Origin of the sequence: Empedobacter sp. GD03861 (assembly GCF_029840885.1) — a bacterium.
In the GTDB taxonomy this organism is placed as follows: Bacteria; Bacteroidota; Bacteroidia; order Flavobacteriales; family Weeksellaceae; genus Empedobacter; species Empedobacter falsenii_B.
Genome location: NZ_JAOCDJ010000002.1, coordinates 132,244 through 145,282, shown reverse-complemented (window position 1 = coordinate 145,282; position 13,039 = coordinate 132,244). Strand labels below are relative to the sequence as shown.

12 protein-coding genes and 3 tRNA genes are annotated in these 13,039 nt (G+C 32.4%); 2 read left to right on the top strand and 13 right to left on the bottom strand.

The features are described 5' to 3' along the window. Positions 1 to 4 precede the first annotated feature (4 nt). The 8 genes from tuf to N5D03_RS01805 form a co-directional block, all read right to left on the bottom strand. Complete coding sequence (gene tuf / locus N5D03_RS01840; RefSeq protein ID WP_280050775.1) at positions 5 to 1,192, bottom strand: elongation factor Tu; 1,188 nt, start codon at positions 1,190 to 1,192, stop codon at positions 5 to 7. Positions 1,193 to 1,377: 185 nt separating this feature from the next. Then, a tRNA-Gly gene (locus N5D03_RS01835) sits at positions 1,378 to 1,450 on the bottom strand. Positions 1,451 to 1,523: 73 nt separating this feature from the next. Beyond that, positions 1,524 to 1,604, bottom strand: a tRNA-Tyr gene (locus N5D03_RS01830). A 31-nt stretch (positions 1,605 to 1,635) separates the two neighbouring features. Then, positions 1,636 to 1,709: transfer RNA gene (locus N5D03_RS01825), tRNA-Thr, on the bottom strand. Positions 1,710 to 1,839: 130 nt separating this feature from the next. After that, positions 1,840 to 2,139 carry a ribosome-associated translation inhibitor RaiA gene (raiA, locus tag N5D03_RS01820; RefSeq protein ID WP_038331066.1) on the bottom strand — a complete coding sequence of 100 codons (300 nt, stop codon included), beginning with the start codon at positions 2,137 to 2,139 and terminating at the stop codon, positions 1,840 to 1,842. Between the two features lie 2 nt (positions 2,140 to 2,141). After that, a complete protein-coding gene (locus N5D03_RS01815) occupies positions 2,142 to 3,041 on the bottom strand; it encodes a tyrosine-type recombinase/integrase (protein WP_125349436.1) in 900 nt (299 codons plus the stop codon). 82 nt (positions 3,042 to 3,123) lie between these two features. Further along, complete coding sequence (gene rpsU, locus N5D03_RS01810; RefSeq protein ID WP_038331168.1) at positions 3,124 to 3,318, bottom strand: 30S ribosomal protein S21; 195 nt, start codon at positions 3,316 to 3,318, stop codon at positions 3,124 to 3,126. Between the two features lie 68 nt (positions 3,319 to 3,386). After that, a complete protein-coding gene (locus N5D03_RS01805) occupies positions 3,387 to 4,529 on the bottom strand; it encodes an acyl-CoA dehydrogenase family protein (RefSeq protein ID WP_038331167.1) in 1,143 nt (380 codons plus the stop codon). Between the two features lie 239 nt (positions 4,530 to 4,768). Here N5D03_RS01805 and N5D03_RS01800 point away from each other — a divergent pair, with 239 nt between their 5' ends. Beyond that, complete coding sequence (locus N5D03_RS01800; RefSeq protein ID WP_280050774.1) at positions 4,769 to 5,413, top strand: OmpW family outer membrane protein; 645 nt, start codon at positions 4,769 to 4,771, stop codon at positions 5,411 to 5,413. A 98-nt stretch (positions 5,414 to 5,511) separates the two neighbouring features. Here the strand turns inward: N5D03_RS01800 and N5D03_RS01795 are convergent, their stop codons facing one another. The 5 genes from N5D03_RS01795 to N5D03_RS01775 form a co-directional block, all read right to left on the bottom strand. Next, positions 5,512 to 6,441 carry a cation diffusion facilitator family transporter gene (locus N5D03_RS01795; protein WP_125349438.1) on the bottom strand — a complete coding sequence of 310 codons (930 nt, stop codon included), beginning with the start codon at positions 6,439 to 6,441 and terminating at the stop codon, positions 5,512 to 5,514. A 58-nt stretch (positions 6,442 to 6,499) separates the two neighbouring features. Beyond that, the gene (pruA, locus tag N5D03_RS01790) at positions 6,500 to 8,128 is read right to left on the bottom strand and encodes an L-glutamate gamma-semialdehyde dehydrogenase (RefSeq protein WP_125349439.1); all 1,629 of its coding nucleotides are present in this window, start codon (positions 8,126 to 8,128) and stop codon (positions 6,500 to 6,502) included. Positions 8,129 to 8,241: 113 nt separating this feature from the next. Further along, the gene (locus N5D03_RS01785) at positions 8,242 to 8,961 is read right to left on the bottom strand and encodes a DUF1003 domain-containing protein (protein ID WP_114998848.1); all 720 of its coding nucleotides are present in this window, start codon (positions 8,959 to 8,961) and stop codon (positions 8,242 to 8,244) included. A 66-nt stretch (positions 8,962 to 9,027) separates the two neighbouring features. After that, positions 9,028 to 11,592, bottom strand: coding sequence for a hypothetical protein (locus N5D03_RS01780; protein WP_280050773.1), 2,565 nt, complete (start codon positions 11,590 to 11,592; stop codon positions 9,028 to 9,030). A gap of 221 nt (positions 11,593 to 11,813) precedes the next feature. Further along, complete coding sequence (locus N5D03_RS01775) at positions 11,814 to 12,578, bottom strand: hypothetical protein (protein WP_280050772.1); 765 nt, start codon at positions 12,576 to 12,578, stop codon at positions 11,814 to 11,816. 100 nt (positions 12,579 to 12,678) lie between these two features. Between N5D03_RS01775 and N5D03_RS01770 the strand changes: the two genes are divergently transcribed. Then, positions 12,679 to 13,038 (top strand): DUF2200 domain-containing protein, encoded by a 360-nt coding sequence (locus tag N5D03_RS01770; RefSeq protein ID WP_280050771.1) that lies wholly within the window; start codon positions 12,679 to 12,681, stop codon positions 13,036 to 13,038. Position 13,039: the final 1 nt, after the last annotated feature.

The following is a 13,039-nucleotide window of genomic DNA, read 5'->3' as shown; positions in this document are numbered from 1 at the left end:
CTAATTAGTCTAAAATTTCAGTTACCTGACCAGCACCAACTGTACGTCCACCTTCACGGATTGCGAAACGTAAACCTTCGTTTAATGCGATTGGTTGTAATAATTCAACTGTAATAGTTAAGTTATCTCCTGGTAAAACCATCTCAACTCCTTCTGGTAAGTTGATTTCCCCTGTTACGTCAGTTGTACGTACGTAGAACTGTGGACGGTAACGGTTGTGGAATGGAGTGTGACGACCACCTTCTTCTTTGGTTAAGATATAAACCTCAGCTTTGAATTTTTTGTGTGGTTTAACAGATCCTTGTTTCGCGATAACCATACCACGACGGATGTCAGTTTTATCAATACCACGTAATAATAAACCTACGTTATCACCAGCTTCACCTCTATCTAAGATTTTACGGAACATTTCAACACCTGTTACAGTAGAAGTTAATTTTTCTTCTCCCATACCAACGATGTCAACTGGATCACCAGAGTTAATTACACCAGCCTCGATACGTCCTGTAGCAACAGTACCACGTCCTGTAATAGAGAATACATCCTCTACCGGCATTAAGAATGGTTTATCTTGATCACGAACTGGTTGCTCGATCCACTCATCAACATTATTCATTAAGTTCAATACAGTTTCAACCCATTGAGGCTCACCATTTAATGCACCTAAAGCAGATCCTTGGATAACTGGAGTGTTATCTCCGTCATATTCGTAAGAAGATAATAAATCTCTCACTTCCATTTCTACTAACTCTAATAACTCAGCATCGTCAACCATATCAACTTTGTTTAAGAAAACAACGATACGAGGAACGTTTACTTGGCGACATAATAAGATGTGCTCACGAGTTTGAGGCATTGGACCATCAGTAGCAGCTACTACTAAGATACCACCATCCATTTGAGCAGCTCCTGTAACCATGTTTTTTACGTAATCCGCGTGACCTGGACAGTCAACGTGTGCGTAGTGACGGTTAGCAGTTTCGTACTCTACGTGAGATGTATTAATTGTAATACCACGCTCTTTTTCTTCTGGAGCATTATCGATTTGATCGAAAGCTTTTGCTTCTGAATAACCAGCATCAGCTAATACTTTAGTAATCGCTGCAGTCAAAGTTGTTTTACCGTGGTCAACGTGACCAATAGTACCAATATTTAAGTGCGGCTTATTACGGTTGAAAGTTTCCTTTGCCATTTTACTTTTTATTAATTTCTATTGTTATACTTAAATTAAAAAAATAACTTTAAATTATTTTCAAGTGTAAAAATACACTTTTTGATTTATATAAAGATATTAATTTTTGACTCGCGTTAACCTTGGTTTAAATGAGTCTCAACAACTACTTAAAAGATTAACTATACTGGACGAACCAGAATTTGAGCGGGAAACGGGACTCGAACCCGCAACATTCAGCTTGGAAGGCTGACGCTCTACCAATTGAGCTATTCCCGCATTTACTTCTAAAAAGCTTTGCAAATTTAAAGATTAAATCCTAAACCACAAAAAATTTTAAAAATTAAGTTTGTGGGGAGAGCAGGATTCGAACCTGCGAAGGTTACCCAACGGATTTACAGTCCGTCCTCGTTGGCCGCTTGAGTATCTCCCCGCCTTATTTTTTTGTTCTTCTAAAAACCTTGAGCCGATAGAGGGACTCGAACCCACGACCTGCTGATTACAAATCAGCTGCTCTAGCCAGCTGAGCTACATCGGCATTTTTGTTTTTAAAAGCATTATTTAAAAGAACAATCCGTTAAATATGTTTGTTTAACGGACTGCAAATTTACGTTGTTTTTTGAATTAACCAAATTTTTAGGTTCTTTTTTTAGTCAATTCGTTATTTTTTATCTTTCGCTAATTTTTTCTTTTTTTCTGATAATTAATTTTTTTAATGTATCTACCGCCAAATCAATACATTCCTCAAAAGACTGTCCTGTTTTACTCACAACAATGTCATCTCCTGGTACTTCTAACTTAATATCAACTGTCTTATTATTTTTTTCTGCAGTATTCTCTAACTTAAAAGAAACATTCGCTGCAATGATTTTGTCTGACAAAGTTTCTAATTTTTCTAATTTTTTCTCTAAATACTCCTCTAAACCTGGTTTAGTATTGAAGTTTACTGCTTGAAAGTTAATTGTCATAATTACTCTTTTTTGTTCTCACGCGGGTGAGCTTTGTTAAACACTTTTTTTAAATTTTCTATACTCCCATGTGTATAAATTTGAGTCGATGACAAACTTGAATGCCCTAAAATATCTTTTACTGCATTCAGATCTGCTCCTGAATCTAACATATGAGTCGCAAATGAATGCCTCAACATATGAGGACTTTTTTTATGTTTTACACTTATAAGACTAAGATAGTATTTTACTTTCGAATAAACAAGATTATCGTACAAAGGTTTTCCTTTTTCTGTTACAAAAACATTCGTACATTGTAAAGTAATTTCGTTATGTTTTCTAGTGTTATAATTCGCCAAATCCTCTAACAGAAAGGTAGAAATAGGAATTATGCGTTCTTTATTTCTTTTTCCAAGAACTTTTATAGAAAGTGTATTCGGATCGATATCATTTTCTTTCAAACCAATTAATTCGGCACGTCGAATTCCTGTTTGATACATTACATCAATCATTAATCGATCACGTAAACCTTCGAATGTGTCAGGGAAAAATTCATCATTATTCAACAAATCATTCAACTCTGCTTCTGTAAATGGCACCAAAACTTGTTTATTTTGTTTGAGTGAATGAATTTGTTCGATTGGATTAATGGAAAGATGATTTTCTTTGACCAAATATTTATAAAACGTTCGTAAAGCGCTTAATTTGCGATTAACTGTTTTCTCAGACTTTTCTAATTCTGATAAATGCATCACAAATGCACGAATATGATTTTTTGTTGCAAGTTGTATTTCTGACGAATTTTCTTCTTGTTGATAGAACTCAACAAAATCGTCCAAATCTCTTTTGTAGCTAGTAATTGTTAGCGTAGAATAGTTTTTCTCGAGCGCTAAATAATCTAAGAATAGTTGAATAAATTCCATAAAAAAACCTATTCATCAAAGTTACAACTTTAATAAATAGGTCAACAGAAATTAATTTCTTTATATCGTTTAAAACGGCAATTTATGCTTCCTCCTTTTCGATTAAGGCTTGTTTGTAGATTGCTCTACTCATCTTAATTCTATTTGTAACAGAAGGTTTTGTAAATTGTTGACGTGCTCTTAACTGACGTACAACACCTGTTTTATCAAATTTTCTTTTGTATTTTTTTAGAGCTCTTTCGATTGACTCTCCGTCTTTTACTGGTATAATCAACATAATTTTATCTATTTCTTTTTGAGATGGCAAATATACAACTCTTTAGTAATTAAACAAATCGTTTTGTATTAATCTTTCAAAATATTTCTTCCAATCACTAATTTTTGGATCTCAGTTGTTCCTTCACCGATTGTACACAACTTAGAATCACGGTAGAATTTCTCTACTGGAAAATCTTTTGTATATCCGTATCCACCAAATATTTGAACTGCTTCATTCGAGATTTTAACACACGCTTCCGATGCATAATATTTTGCCATTGCACCTTCTGTCGTCATTGGTTTTTTATGATTTTTTAAATAAGATGCTTTACGAATTAATAATTCTGAAGCTTCGATTTCTGTAATCATTTCAGCCAATTTAAAGTTAATTGCTTGGAAATTTGCAATTGCAGTTCCAAATTGATGACGCTCTTGTGCATATTTCAATGCTGCTTTGTATGCTCCTTTCGCGATTCCTAAAGATAAAGCTGCAATCGAGATACGACCACCATCTAAAATCTTAAGTGCTTGCTTGAAACCATCACCAACATTTCCTAAACGATTTGCATCCGAAACACGTACGTTATCGAAGATTAACTCTGCCGTTTCCGAAGCACGCATTCCTAATTTATTTTCTTTTTTACCCGATGTAAAACCTGGCGTTCCTTTTTCTATTACAAAAGCTGTCGCGTTATTTTTAGCTCCTTTCTCTCCTGTTCTTGTCATCACAACCGCAACATCACCAGAAATTGCATGTGTAATAAAGTTTTTTGCTCCGTTAATCACCCATTCATCTCCATCTTTTACAGCTGTTGTAGACATTCCTCCTGCATCAGATCCTGTGTTGTGCTCTGTTAATCCCCAAGCACCAATCCATTCTGCTGTTGCTAATTTTGGTAACCAACGTTGTTTTTGTTCTTCGTTACCGAATTCTAAAATATGATTTGTACAAAGTGAATTATGTGCCGCTACAGACAAACCGATAGAAGGATCAACTTGTGAAATTTCATCTACAATTGATACATATTCATCATATGACAAACCACTTCCTCCATATTCTTCTGGAACAACGATTCCCATGAATCCCATTTTTCCAAGTTCTTTGAAAACTTCAACTGGAAAAGTTTGAGCTTCATCCCACTCCATTATATTCGGTTGAATGTATTGTTTTGCAAAATCTCTTGCCGATTGCGCGATTAATGATAAATTTTCATTTTCTAAGAAATCCATTTTTTTGAGTTTTTTTGTTTTTTTATGACTTTCCTCCAAAAGTAATAAATTTCTATTAAGTGAAAAGTTTTTCTTTTACGATTATTTTTACTCATTAAAAATAATTGACTATCAGCGTGTTTAAGTTAATAATATCCTTAAAAAAAACAAATGTTTAAAGTCATTTTCGGAAATGATATTTGACATTTTAATTCGGATGAATTAATCCGAGTTTTGTTTCGAAAAATAAAATAAACATTATGAAAAAAGGACTATTAATAGTAGGAGCAATCTTTGCATCAGCAATTTCATTTGGACAAGAGGCTAGTGAATTACATATGCGTGTAAGAGCAACTGGTGTAGTTCCTATGGAAGATGCTAAAATAGAAGCAATAGGTGGAAATGTAGCGGTTACAAACAATCTTATTCCAGAAATTGACTTTACCTATTATATTACAAAAAATATCGCGGCCGAATTAATCTTAGGAACATCTAAACACGAAGTTGTAGCGGTAAATACTGCATTAGGAAATTTAGATTTGGGACGAGTAATGCTGTTACCTCCAACTCTTAATGTACAATATCATTTGTATCCAACCAAAAACCTAAAACCTTATGTTGGTGCTGGAATTAATTATACAATCTTCTATGATCAAGGGCAAGGAAAAGGGAGAAACGCAGCCGTAACTAGTGTAGATTACAAAAACAATGTAGGTTTCGGATTTCAATTAGGATTTGATTACAAAATCAATGATAAATTATACTGGAACGTAGATGTTAAAAAATTATACTTAAACACAGACGTTACAGTTGGTGCAGCTTTAGACAAACAAGTTTATGTACCAGCAGATGTAGATCTTAATCCTTGGTTAATCAGTACTGGTATTGGTTTCAAATTATTCTAAAATCGACCTTTTATATATATTATGATTTTTTATTAACCAACTAAAAGATCAAAAAGAGAAGCAATTGCTTCTCTTTTTTTATTTAAATTGATTTATTTTTACTCCTCCACTCTTTTATCTTCAATGTGATTTGTTCGAAAATATTCTCGAACCGAAACAAACGTAGGTTCTATATGCACTAAAACGTCTTTTACTTGTGGCATTTTGGCTTGTACAGCATCTTTCAGATCATGACTAATTTTATGTCCTTCCACTACCGAAATCGTTCCATCGACTATTGCATGTAAATCCACATAATAATTCATTCCGTTCTTACGCACATTACATTTTTCAGTCGCCATAACACCAGGAACATGCGAAGCGATTTCTCTGATTTGTTCAATTTCATTTTCGTACAATTGTTCATCCATAATTTCTCCCAACGCAGGTCGAAGGATTTTGTACGCATTATATAAAATAAAACTTGATGCAAAAAGTGCTGCAACATCATCTGCTGCCTCCCAACCTGGTCCCATTACCAATGAAATCGAAATTCCGATAAACGCCATTAACGATGTAATTGCATCCGAACGATGATGCCAAGCATCTGCTTTTAGAGAAGAACTATTGGTTTCAACACTTTTTCGCATTACATACTGAAACGATAATTCTTTGAATAAAATAATTCCTCCAAGTACTAATAAGGTAAATGGTTTGGGCTGATGATGTGGTGTAATAATATTGTTAATACTTTCTTTTGCAATGATAATCGCAGAAACAATAAGGAAAGTAACCACTAAAAATGTGATTAACGCTTCTGCTTTTCCGTGCCCGTAAGGATGATTTTCATCTGCAGGTTTTGCAGAATACTTTAGTCCAAAGAAAACAAATATAGAAGAAAAAACATCTGCCGAAGACTCGATTGCATCTGCAATAAGTGCGTAAGAATTCCCAAAATAACCAGCCAAAAACTTAATTCCAGCCAAAGAAGCGTTTCCTACAATACTAAAAATTGAAGCTTTGATTGCTTTTTCCGAATTATCATTCATACCAAAAAAATAAGCCCTACAAATGTAAGGCTTATTCTAATTTTATATCTCGAAAATATTATTTTTCTAAGAATGGGTATTTGTAATCTTTTGCAGGAACAAATGTTTCTTTGATTGTTTGAACAGAAGTCCAACGTAACAAGTTCATTGCAGAACCTGCTTTATCATTTGTACCAGAAGCACGTGCTCCACCAAATGGTTGTTGTCCTACAACTGCACCTGTTGGTTTATCGTTGATGTAGAAATTTCCACAAGCATTTTTCAATGCTTTAGCAGCTAATTCTACAGCAGCACGATCTTTCGCGAAGATTGATCCTGTTAATGCGTAAGCAGAAGTTTCGTCAACTAATTTTAAAGTTGCTTCAAATTCATTTTCATCATAAACATAAACTGATAATACAGGCCCGAAGATTTCTTCTACCATTGATTCATATTTAGGGTTCGTTGCTTTGATAACTGTTGGTTGAACAAAATATCCAACTGAATCATCATAAGTACCACCTATTACAACTTCAGCTTCAGAAGATGCTTGTGCACGATCGATATATGCTTTAGATTTTTCGAAAGAGTTTTTATCGATAACCGCTGTCATGAAATTAGAGAAATCCTCTGGAGATCCTAATGTAACAGTTGCTAACATTTCTTTCATTTGTTTCTCAACTTCGCTCCATAAGTTAGATGGAATATAAGCACGAGAAGCAGCAGAACATTTTTGTCCTTGGTATTCAAACGCTCCACGAACTAAACCTACAGCAACTTCTGTTGGACAAGCTGATTTGTGAACCATTACGAAATCTTTTCCTCCTGTTTCTCCTACGATACGTGGATAAGTTCTGTAATTGTTGATGTTATCTCCAATTTGTTTCCATAAAGTATTGAAAACTTTTGTAGAACCTGTGAAGTGTAAACCTGCAAAATCTTTATGTTCTAAAACTGTTTTTGCAGTTTCTGCTCCATCAGTTAAGATCATGTTGATTACACCATCTGGTAAACCAGCTTTTTTGAACACTTCCATTGTTACTTTAGCAGCTAAAGTTTGTTTATCAGAAGGTTTCCAAACTACAACGTTCCCCATCAAAGCCATACAAGATGGTAAGTTACCAGCAATTGCAGTAAAGTTGAAAGGAGTAATTGCAAAAGTAAACCCTTCTAATGGACGATAATCTACACGATTCCAAATTCCAGGAGAAGAAATTGGTTGATCTGCATAAATTTCTGTCATGTATTGTACATTGAAACGTAAAAAGTCAATCAACTCACAAGCTGAATCAATTTCTGCTTGCATTGCATTTTTAGATTGACCAATCATTGTTGCAGCATTTATTTTTGCACGGTAAGGACCAGCAATCAAATCTGCAGCTTTCAAGAAAATTGCCGCTCTATCTTCCCAAGGCATTGCAACCCAAGCTTCTTTTGCAGCTAAAGCTGTATCAATCGCTTTTCTTACATCATCTTGTGTTCCTTCGTGGAAATAACCAACAACTTTTTGGTGGTCATGTGGAGGACGAATTTCTTTTTTATTTCCTGAAAAAATTTCTTCAGAACCAATGTATTGAGGAACTTCAGTTACCTCGTTAAACATTTTTTTGTATGCGTCTAATAATTGCGCACGCTCTGGCGTTCCAGGAGCATATGATTTTACCTCTTCGTTAACAGCGTGAGGAATTTGAGCAAATGATTTTGACATTTTGATTATTTTGTTTGTTTATACTTTTCAAAGTTCAAATTTAAGAAAAATAAATGGAAATGTTTCAGTTCAGATAATTAAGTCTTTTATCACTTTAAACATAAAATCATCCATTATTCTTCCTTTTTATTTTCTTTTTTATCTTTTGTATGAAGAATTTGATTTTCGATATTTTCTAAATATTGAATCTGCATTTCCTGTATTTCTAATAATTTCTTATTCTGATGAACCAATAAATGATCTATTTTTTCGCTTAATAATTTTATTTCCAGTTCGGCTTTCAAATTAATTTTATAATCATGTTCGGCTCTATCACGGTCTTTATCTTCTTGACGATTTTGACTCATCATAATAATTGGAGCTTGTATTGCTGCTAAACAAGACAAAATCAAATTGAGTAAAATAAATGGATAGGGATCAAAACCTTTGTTGTGCAACATCCAGAAATTAAGAAACATCCAAGCCAATAAGAAAATAAAAAACGAAATAATAAATGTCCAACTTCCTCCGAAAGACGCTACTTTATCTGCAATTCTATCGCCTGTTGTCAATGGCTTTGATGTATTTTCTTTTATATTTTCGGAAAGAATAGAATTATCACGAATTGCTTCTACTACATCTTGATCCAATTTTTCCATTTCACCTTTTTCTTGCGAAATCAAATTTGCAAAAAATTGACGACGATATTTGTTCAATATTTTTATCGAAACATAATCTTCTTCGGTAATTGCTGGATAATCTTGCTCAATCAATTTAAAAATCTCTTGCTGAATTTCTTTTCCTTTTACAGCTTCGTAGCGATTAATTGGTTCTTGAGTTACAAAACATTTCATAATAATCTATTTTAGTCAAAAATCACATTACAAAAAACGCTCCTAAAATTAGAAGCGTTTTAATTATTAAAAGTTATTTGTGTAATAATCGAAATATTTACAATTTGATTTTATTTCTTGATATGTTTTCGTGTCCGAATATTGTTTCAAATTTTTAAAATTAGAACGATAATTTGCCACTTTAAACCCTAAAATTTTATCTTCGTTATCATATTGATTTTCGTACAAACGTTTCAACACAGGGTCTTTTGCATTATAAAATCTTCCTTGTTCATTCTTAGACAATGCAAACAAAATTTGCGCTTTCATTTCTTTGTCTTTTGTCGAATCAAAAGCTTTTTTCAAATAATTTTCTGACGGCGTAAAATTATCTACGTAGTTTCCACCCCAACCGAAACTTTTGTAAAAGAAGTTGCTTGTCGCTTCATATTGATCACCATAATTATTAAATTTTGGTCCATTATCATTGTTTCGATCAAATGTCAACAAATAACGATAATAGCCTAAAGTCGTCGTATTGTAAAAGAAATTCACCAACAAATAATTCGCTTTTGCAGCTTCTTCGGTATTCTTCTTTGCTATTTTATTCAATTCAATCATCGCATTTGTCAATTCTAATTTTGACATTTTTGGTTTGATAAATTTGAATTCATTCAAATATGGTGTTGCGATCACTTGATTTTCGTCACAATTGAAACATTCGATTTTATTGTAACCAAAAATTTTATTCGGAATATTATGATAGCCATCAAACTGATTTTCTACCCAAGTTTTGCTCTCTTTTTCTGTTGTATAATCGTAATCATAAACAAAATAAGCACTTTCTGACGTGTGATATTTTTGATCAATCTTCTCAAATTCTTTTTTCGCCAAATCAAATTTCATTTCGCCTAAATACAATGTTCCTTTGAAATCGGCTAAATAATCTGATAATTTAAACTGAATTTCTTTTGATTTTTCTGTTCTCCAATCCCATGAACTCGATTTTACTTTTGCATTAATCAAATATTTTTCGAAAGCTGTTTTATTCGATTTTTTATCCAATTTATCTAAATCATTGATAATCGTCCAATCTGGATTTGAACCTAATTGTGTAATTTCATTATGAATCAAAAATGCTTTTCCTTTGTCACCTTGCAAAAAATATCGATTTGCTAAAACATCTAAAATCACATTTTTCAAGTTCATTTTTTGATCATCTTCATCCGAATAACCATAGACATCTTCTGGTAATTTTGGATATTCATAATTCAAAATCGACGCATATTTTTGCATCAATTGATTCTCAAAACTATCTGTAATTTTCTTTTGTTCGAAAATTTCTAATAAAATTTCAATCACTTTTTTCTGTTGTTGAAATTCTTTCGAAGTTGAATTTACTTTTGCTAAATAATCCTTTGTTTCCGCAAAATTTTTGTTCAATAAATTAAGATACGCCACCGATAAATTCCAATATTCTTTGTCATTAGCTTTTGTTGCTTGCGATTTTGCCAAAGAAATTAATTCATTAATCTGAATTTCATCTTTCGAATTTTCATCAGAACTTCCATAATAATCGTTATTCGCTTTTACAGGCAAATACAAATCCGTGTATTTTTTTCGCACTTGCGACGAATCCCAATAATAATCTTCAGGATTTTGTTGCAAATATTCGCGCTCAATTAAATTGATAGAACGCGCAAATAAAATTCTCGCTTGTGGCGCATTTACATCATTTGCAATAATTTTTTTTGCAGGCGCCAACGGATTCGAAAAATCGTTGTAACCAATTAACAAATACAAATCATTTTTCTCTTGAATCGTTTTGGCATTGGCTAACATTTTCTCATAATTCAAATCTTCTGTCACGCGCATCGATTGATAAGCACTCATTTTTCGATCATTCGAATGAGAAAAAACTTCGAAAAAGTCATAATTCGCTTGAATATAATTTCCAAGTGCACGCTCCGCTCCACCTTTTTGATCTAATGCATAATAGTACATCGAATTTTTGAGTCCTTGCGAAGCCACATACATATTAAAATAGTTGATGGCATCTTTATATTCGTGGAAATAATGCGCAAAACGTACCAATTGATAACCATAACGGATTTTTAATTCTTTGTCCGTTTCTGCATTCCAACTTTTCTTTAGAACTTCAAGAACTTTTTTATAATTTAGATTATTGACATTTTTTTCGGGACGATCGACATACGACCATTCACCATTATCGATGTAATAAAAAGCCATGTAAGGCTCTAAATACTTAGCATACGACAGATAAAGTAAACTTTGTTTATTCTTTTTTACCCAATCTGTTGTTGCAAAATTATAGTTCGAATTCGACGATTTTCCATTCTTTACCATCATATCAATTTCTTGTTTCGATGCTTTAAAAACCAACTCAAATGCTTGTTGATAGCTAATTCCCAACGTTTTTTGCCAATCCAAAATATTTTCATTCTTTTGATTTGCATCCATTGTATAATATGGATTATCCAAAGTCATCAAAAATGGCTGATATTGCGGTGCTTCGCTTAATGTTTGCGAAAAAAGATTGTAGTAATAATAATCTTCTCCACCACCATCAGCACACGCAAATACTTTGGTTAAACCAAAAGTTAAGCATAAAGTAAGTACTATTTTTTTCATAATTGTGTTGGTATTGTTTTCAAAAATTTTGAGTCTAAATGATAATAAATCAAGCGATAATTGTAAGATAATTTTGTATCGATAAATGATTTTGTTTCAACTAATAATTCGGGAGAAATCCTTTCAACTTTTATTGTAAAACCTTTACTCACATAAAAATTTCGAACAAAAAAATCATCTTCCACTTCATAAAATCCATTTCTGATTTTCTTTACAGGTTTTCATATCAAATCTTGCTCCGAAAAGGAATTGATTAATTTTATTCTTCCTTGATGATTTGTCAAAATTGCCCACGAATAAATTGGCAAAGCAACATCTAATCTGATTGGATAATCGTTCAAGTTTTTTAAATAATCTTTTGCTATTTTCAAATCTAAAATCGAATTATTTTCAGATTGATCGGTTGGATTTTCTGTTGCATAACACATCAAAACCATTTTATCTAAAGGCGGAACACCTTCTTGTTCTTTAAATTTGACTTGATGCAAACGTAAAGTCGCTGAAAGTTTTTTGCCCGAAATATGTTTCAATTCTGACAAAAACATAAAATAATTTTCTCGCGTAGATTTCGTCCAATCACAATCTATCTGAATTTCATTGAAGTTTTTCAGACTTCCTCTTTCAGCCGTTTCACTCAAAAAATTATACACATCTTTTGCTAAAATTTTGACTTGATCTTTTGAAGTATTCAGAAAAGTTTGATTGGTAATAAAAACCGTCGGAATATAATTGACATTGAGCTTCGTTGCATCAAAATTCTGAATAATTCCAACTGGAGAAATTTTATTCAACTTTTTATCCACATCAAAAAAACGAACATAAATATTTTCCACTTTTAGTGAATCAACCGCTTTTTTCTCTGTTTCATTCACCGAATAATTACTTCGCCAATAATAAAAATCAATTGGTGATTTTTTGGTTTCAGAAATACATCCAACCAAACTAATTATCGTAAACAGTGTTAAAAATCTAAATAAAAATTTCATACTCAAATTTAACTCAAAATCTATAAATCACAATCGATGAAAATAGTGAGATTTTATCAAATTAATTGTCGAAATTTATCCTCTATAATATTCTTAAAAAATGAATGATAAAAATTTTCAGCGTGTAATCGAAATGTCTTTTGCAAGTGTTTATCCGCATTATATCACGAAAGCAGAAAAGAAAAACCGAACAAAAACGGAAGTTGATCAAATTATTTTTTGGTTAACAGGTTATACTGAAAAAGATTTGGAAGAAATTTTAACAAAGAAAACTAACTTTCAGGATTTTTTTGAAAATGCACCAAAGTTTAATCCAAATGCGGCTAAAATAAAAGGTGTAATTTGCGGCTATCGTGTGGAAGAAATTGAAAATCCATTGATGCAAAAAATTCGATATTTAGACAAATTAATCGATGAATTAGCCAAAGGAAAAACGATGGAAAAGATTTTGAGAAGTTAGA

Excerpts from the sequence above, each read along its gene's own strand:
- N5D03_RS01795 (WP_125349438.1), bottom strand. The coding sequence starts at position 6,441 with ATGAATGATAATTCGGAAAAAGCAATCAAAGCTTCAATTTTTAGTATT.
- N5D03_RS01800 (WP_280050774.1), top strand. The coding sequence starts at position 4,769 with ATGAAAAAAGGACTATTAATAGTAGGAGCAATCTTTGCATCAGCAATT.
- N5D03_RS01770 (WP_280050771.1), top strand. The coding sequence starts at position 12,679 with ATGAATGATAAAAATTTTCAGCGTGTAATCGAAATGTCTTTTGCAAGT.
- N5D03_RS01780 (WP_280050773.1), bottom strand. The coding sequence starts at position 11,592 with ATGAAAAAAATAGTACTTACTTTATGCTTAACTTTTGGTTTAACCAAA.
- rpsU (WP_038331168.1), bottom strand. The coding sequence starts at position 3,318 with ATGTTGATTATACCAGTAAAAGACGGAGAGTCAATCGAAAGAGCTCTA.
- N5D03_RS01805 (WP_038331167.1), bottom strand. The coding sequence starts at position 4,529 with ATGGATTTCTTAGAAAATGAAAATTTATCATTAATCGCGCAATCGGCA.
- pruA (WP_125349439.1), bottom strand. The coding sequence starts at position 8,128 with ATGTCAAAATCATTTGCTCAAATTCCTCACGCTGTTAACGAAGAGGTA.
- raiA (WP_038331066.1), bottom strand. The coding sequence starts at position 2,139 with ATGACAATTAACTTTCAAGCAGTAAACTTCAATACTAAACCAGGTTTA.
- N5D03_RS01775 (WP_280050772.1), bottom strand. The coding sequence starts at position 12,578 with ATGAAATTTTTATTTAGATTTTTAACACTGTTTACGATAATTAGTTTG.
- N5D03_RS01785 (WP_114998848.1), bottom strand. The coding sequence starts at position 8,961 with ATGAAATGTTTTGTAACTCAAGAACCAATTAATCGCTACGAAGCTGTA.
- tuf (WP_280050775.1), bottom strand. The coding sequence starts at position 1,192 with ATGGCAAAGGAAACTTTCAACCGTAATAAGCCGCACTTAAATATTGGT.
- N5D03_RS01815 (WP_125349436.1), bottom strand. The coding sequence starts at position 3,041 with ATGGAATTTATTCAACTATTCTTAGATTATTTAGCGCTCGAGAAAAAC.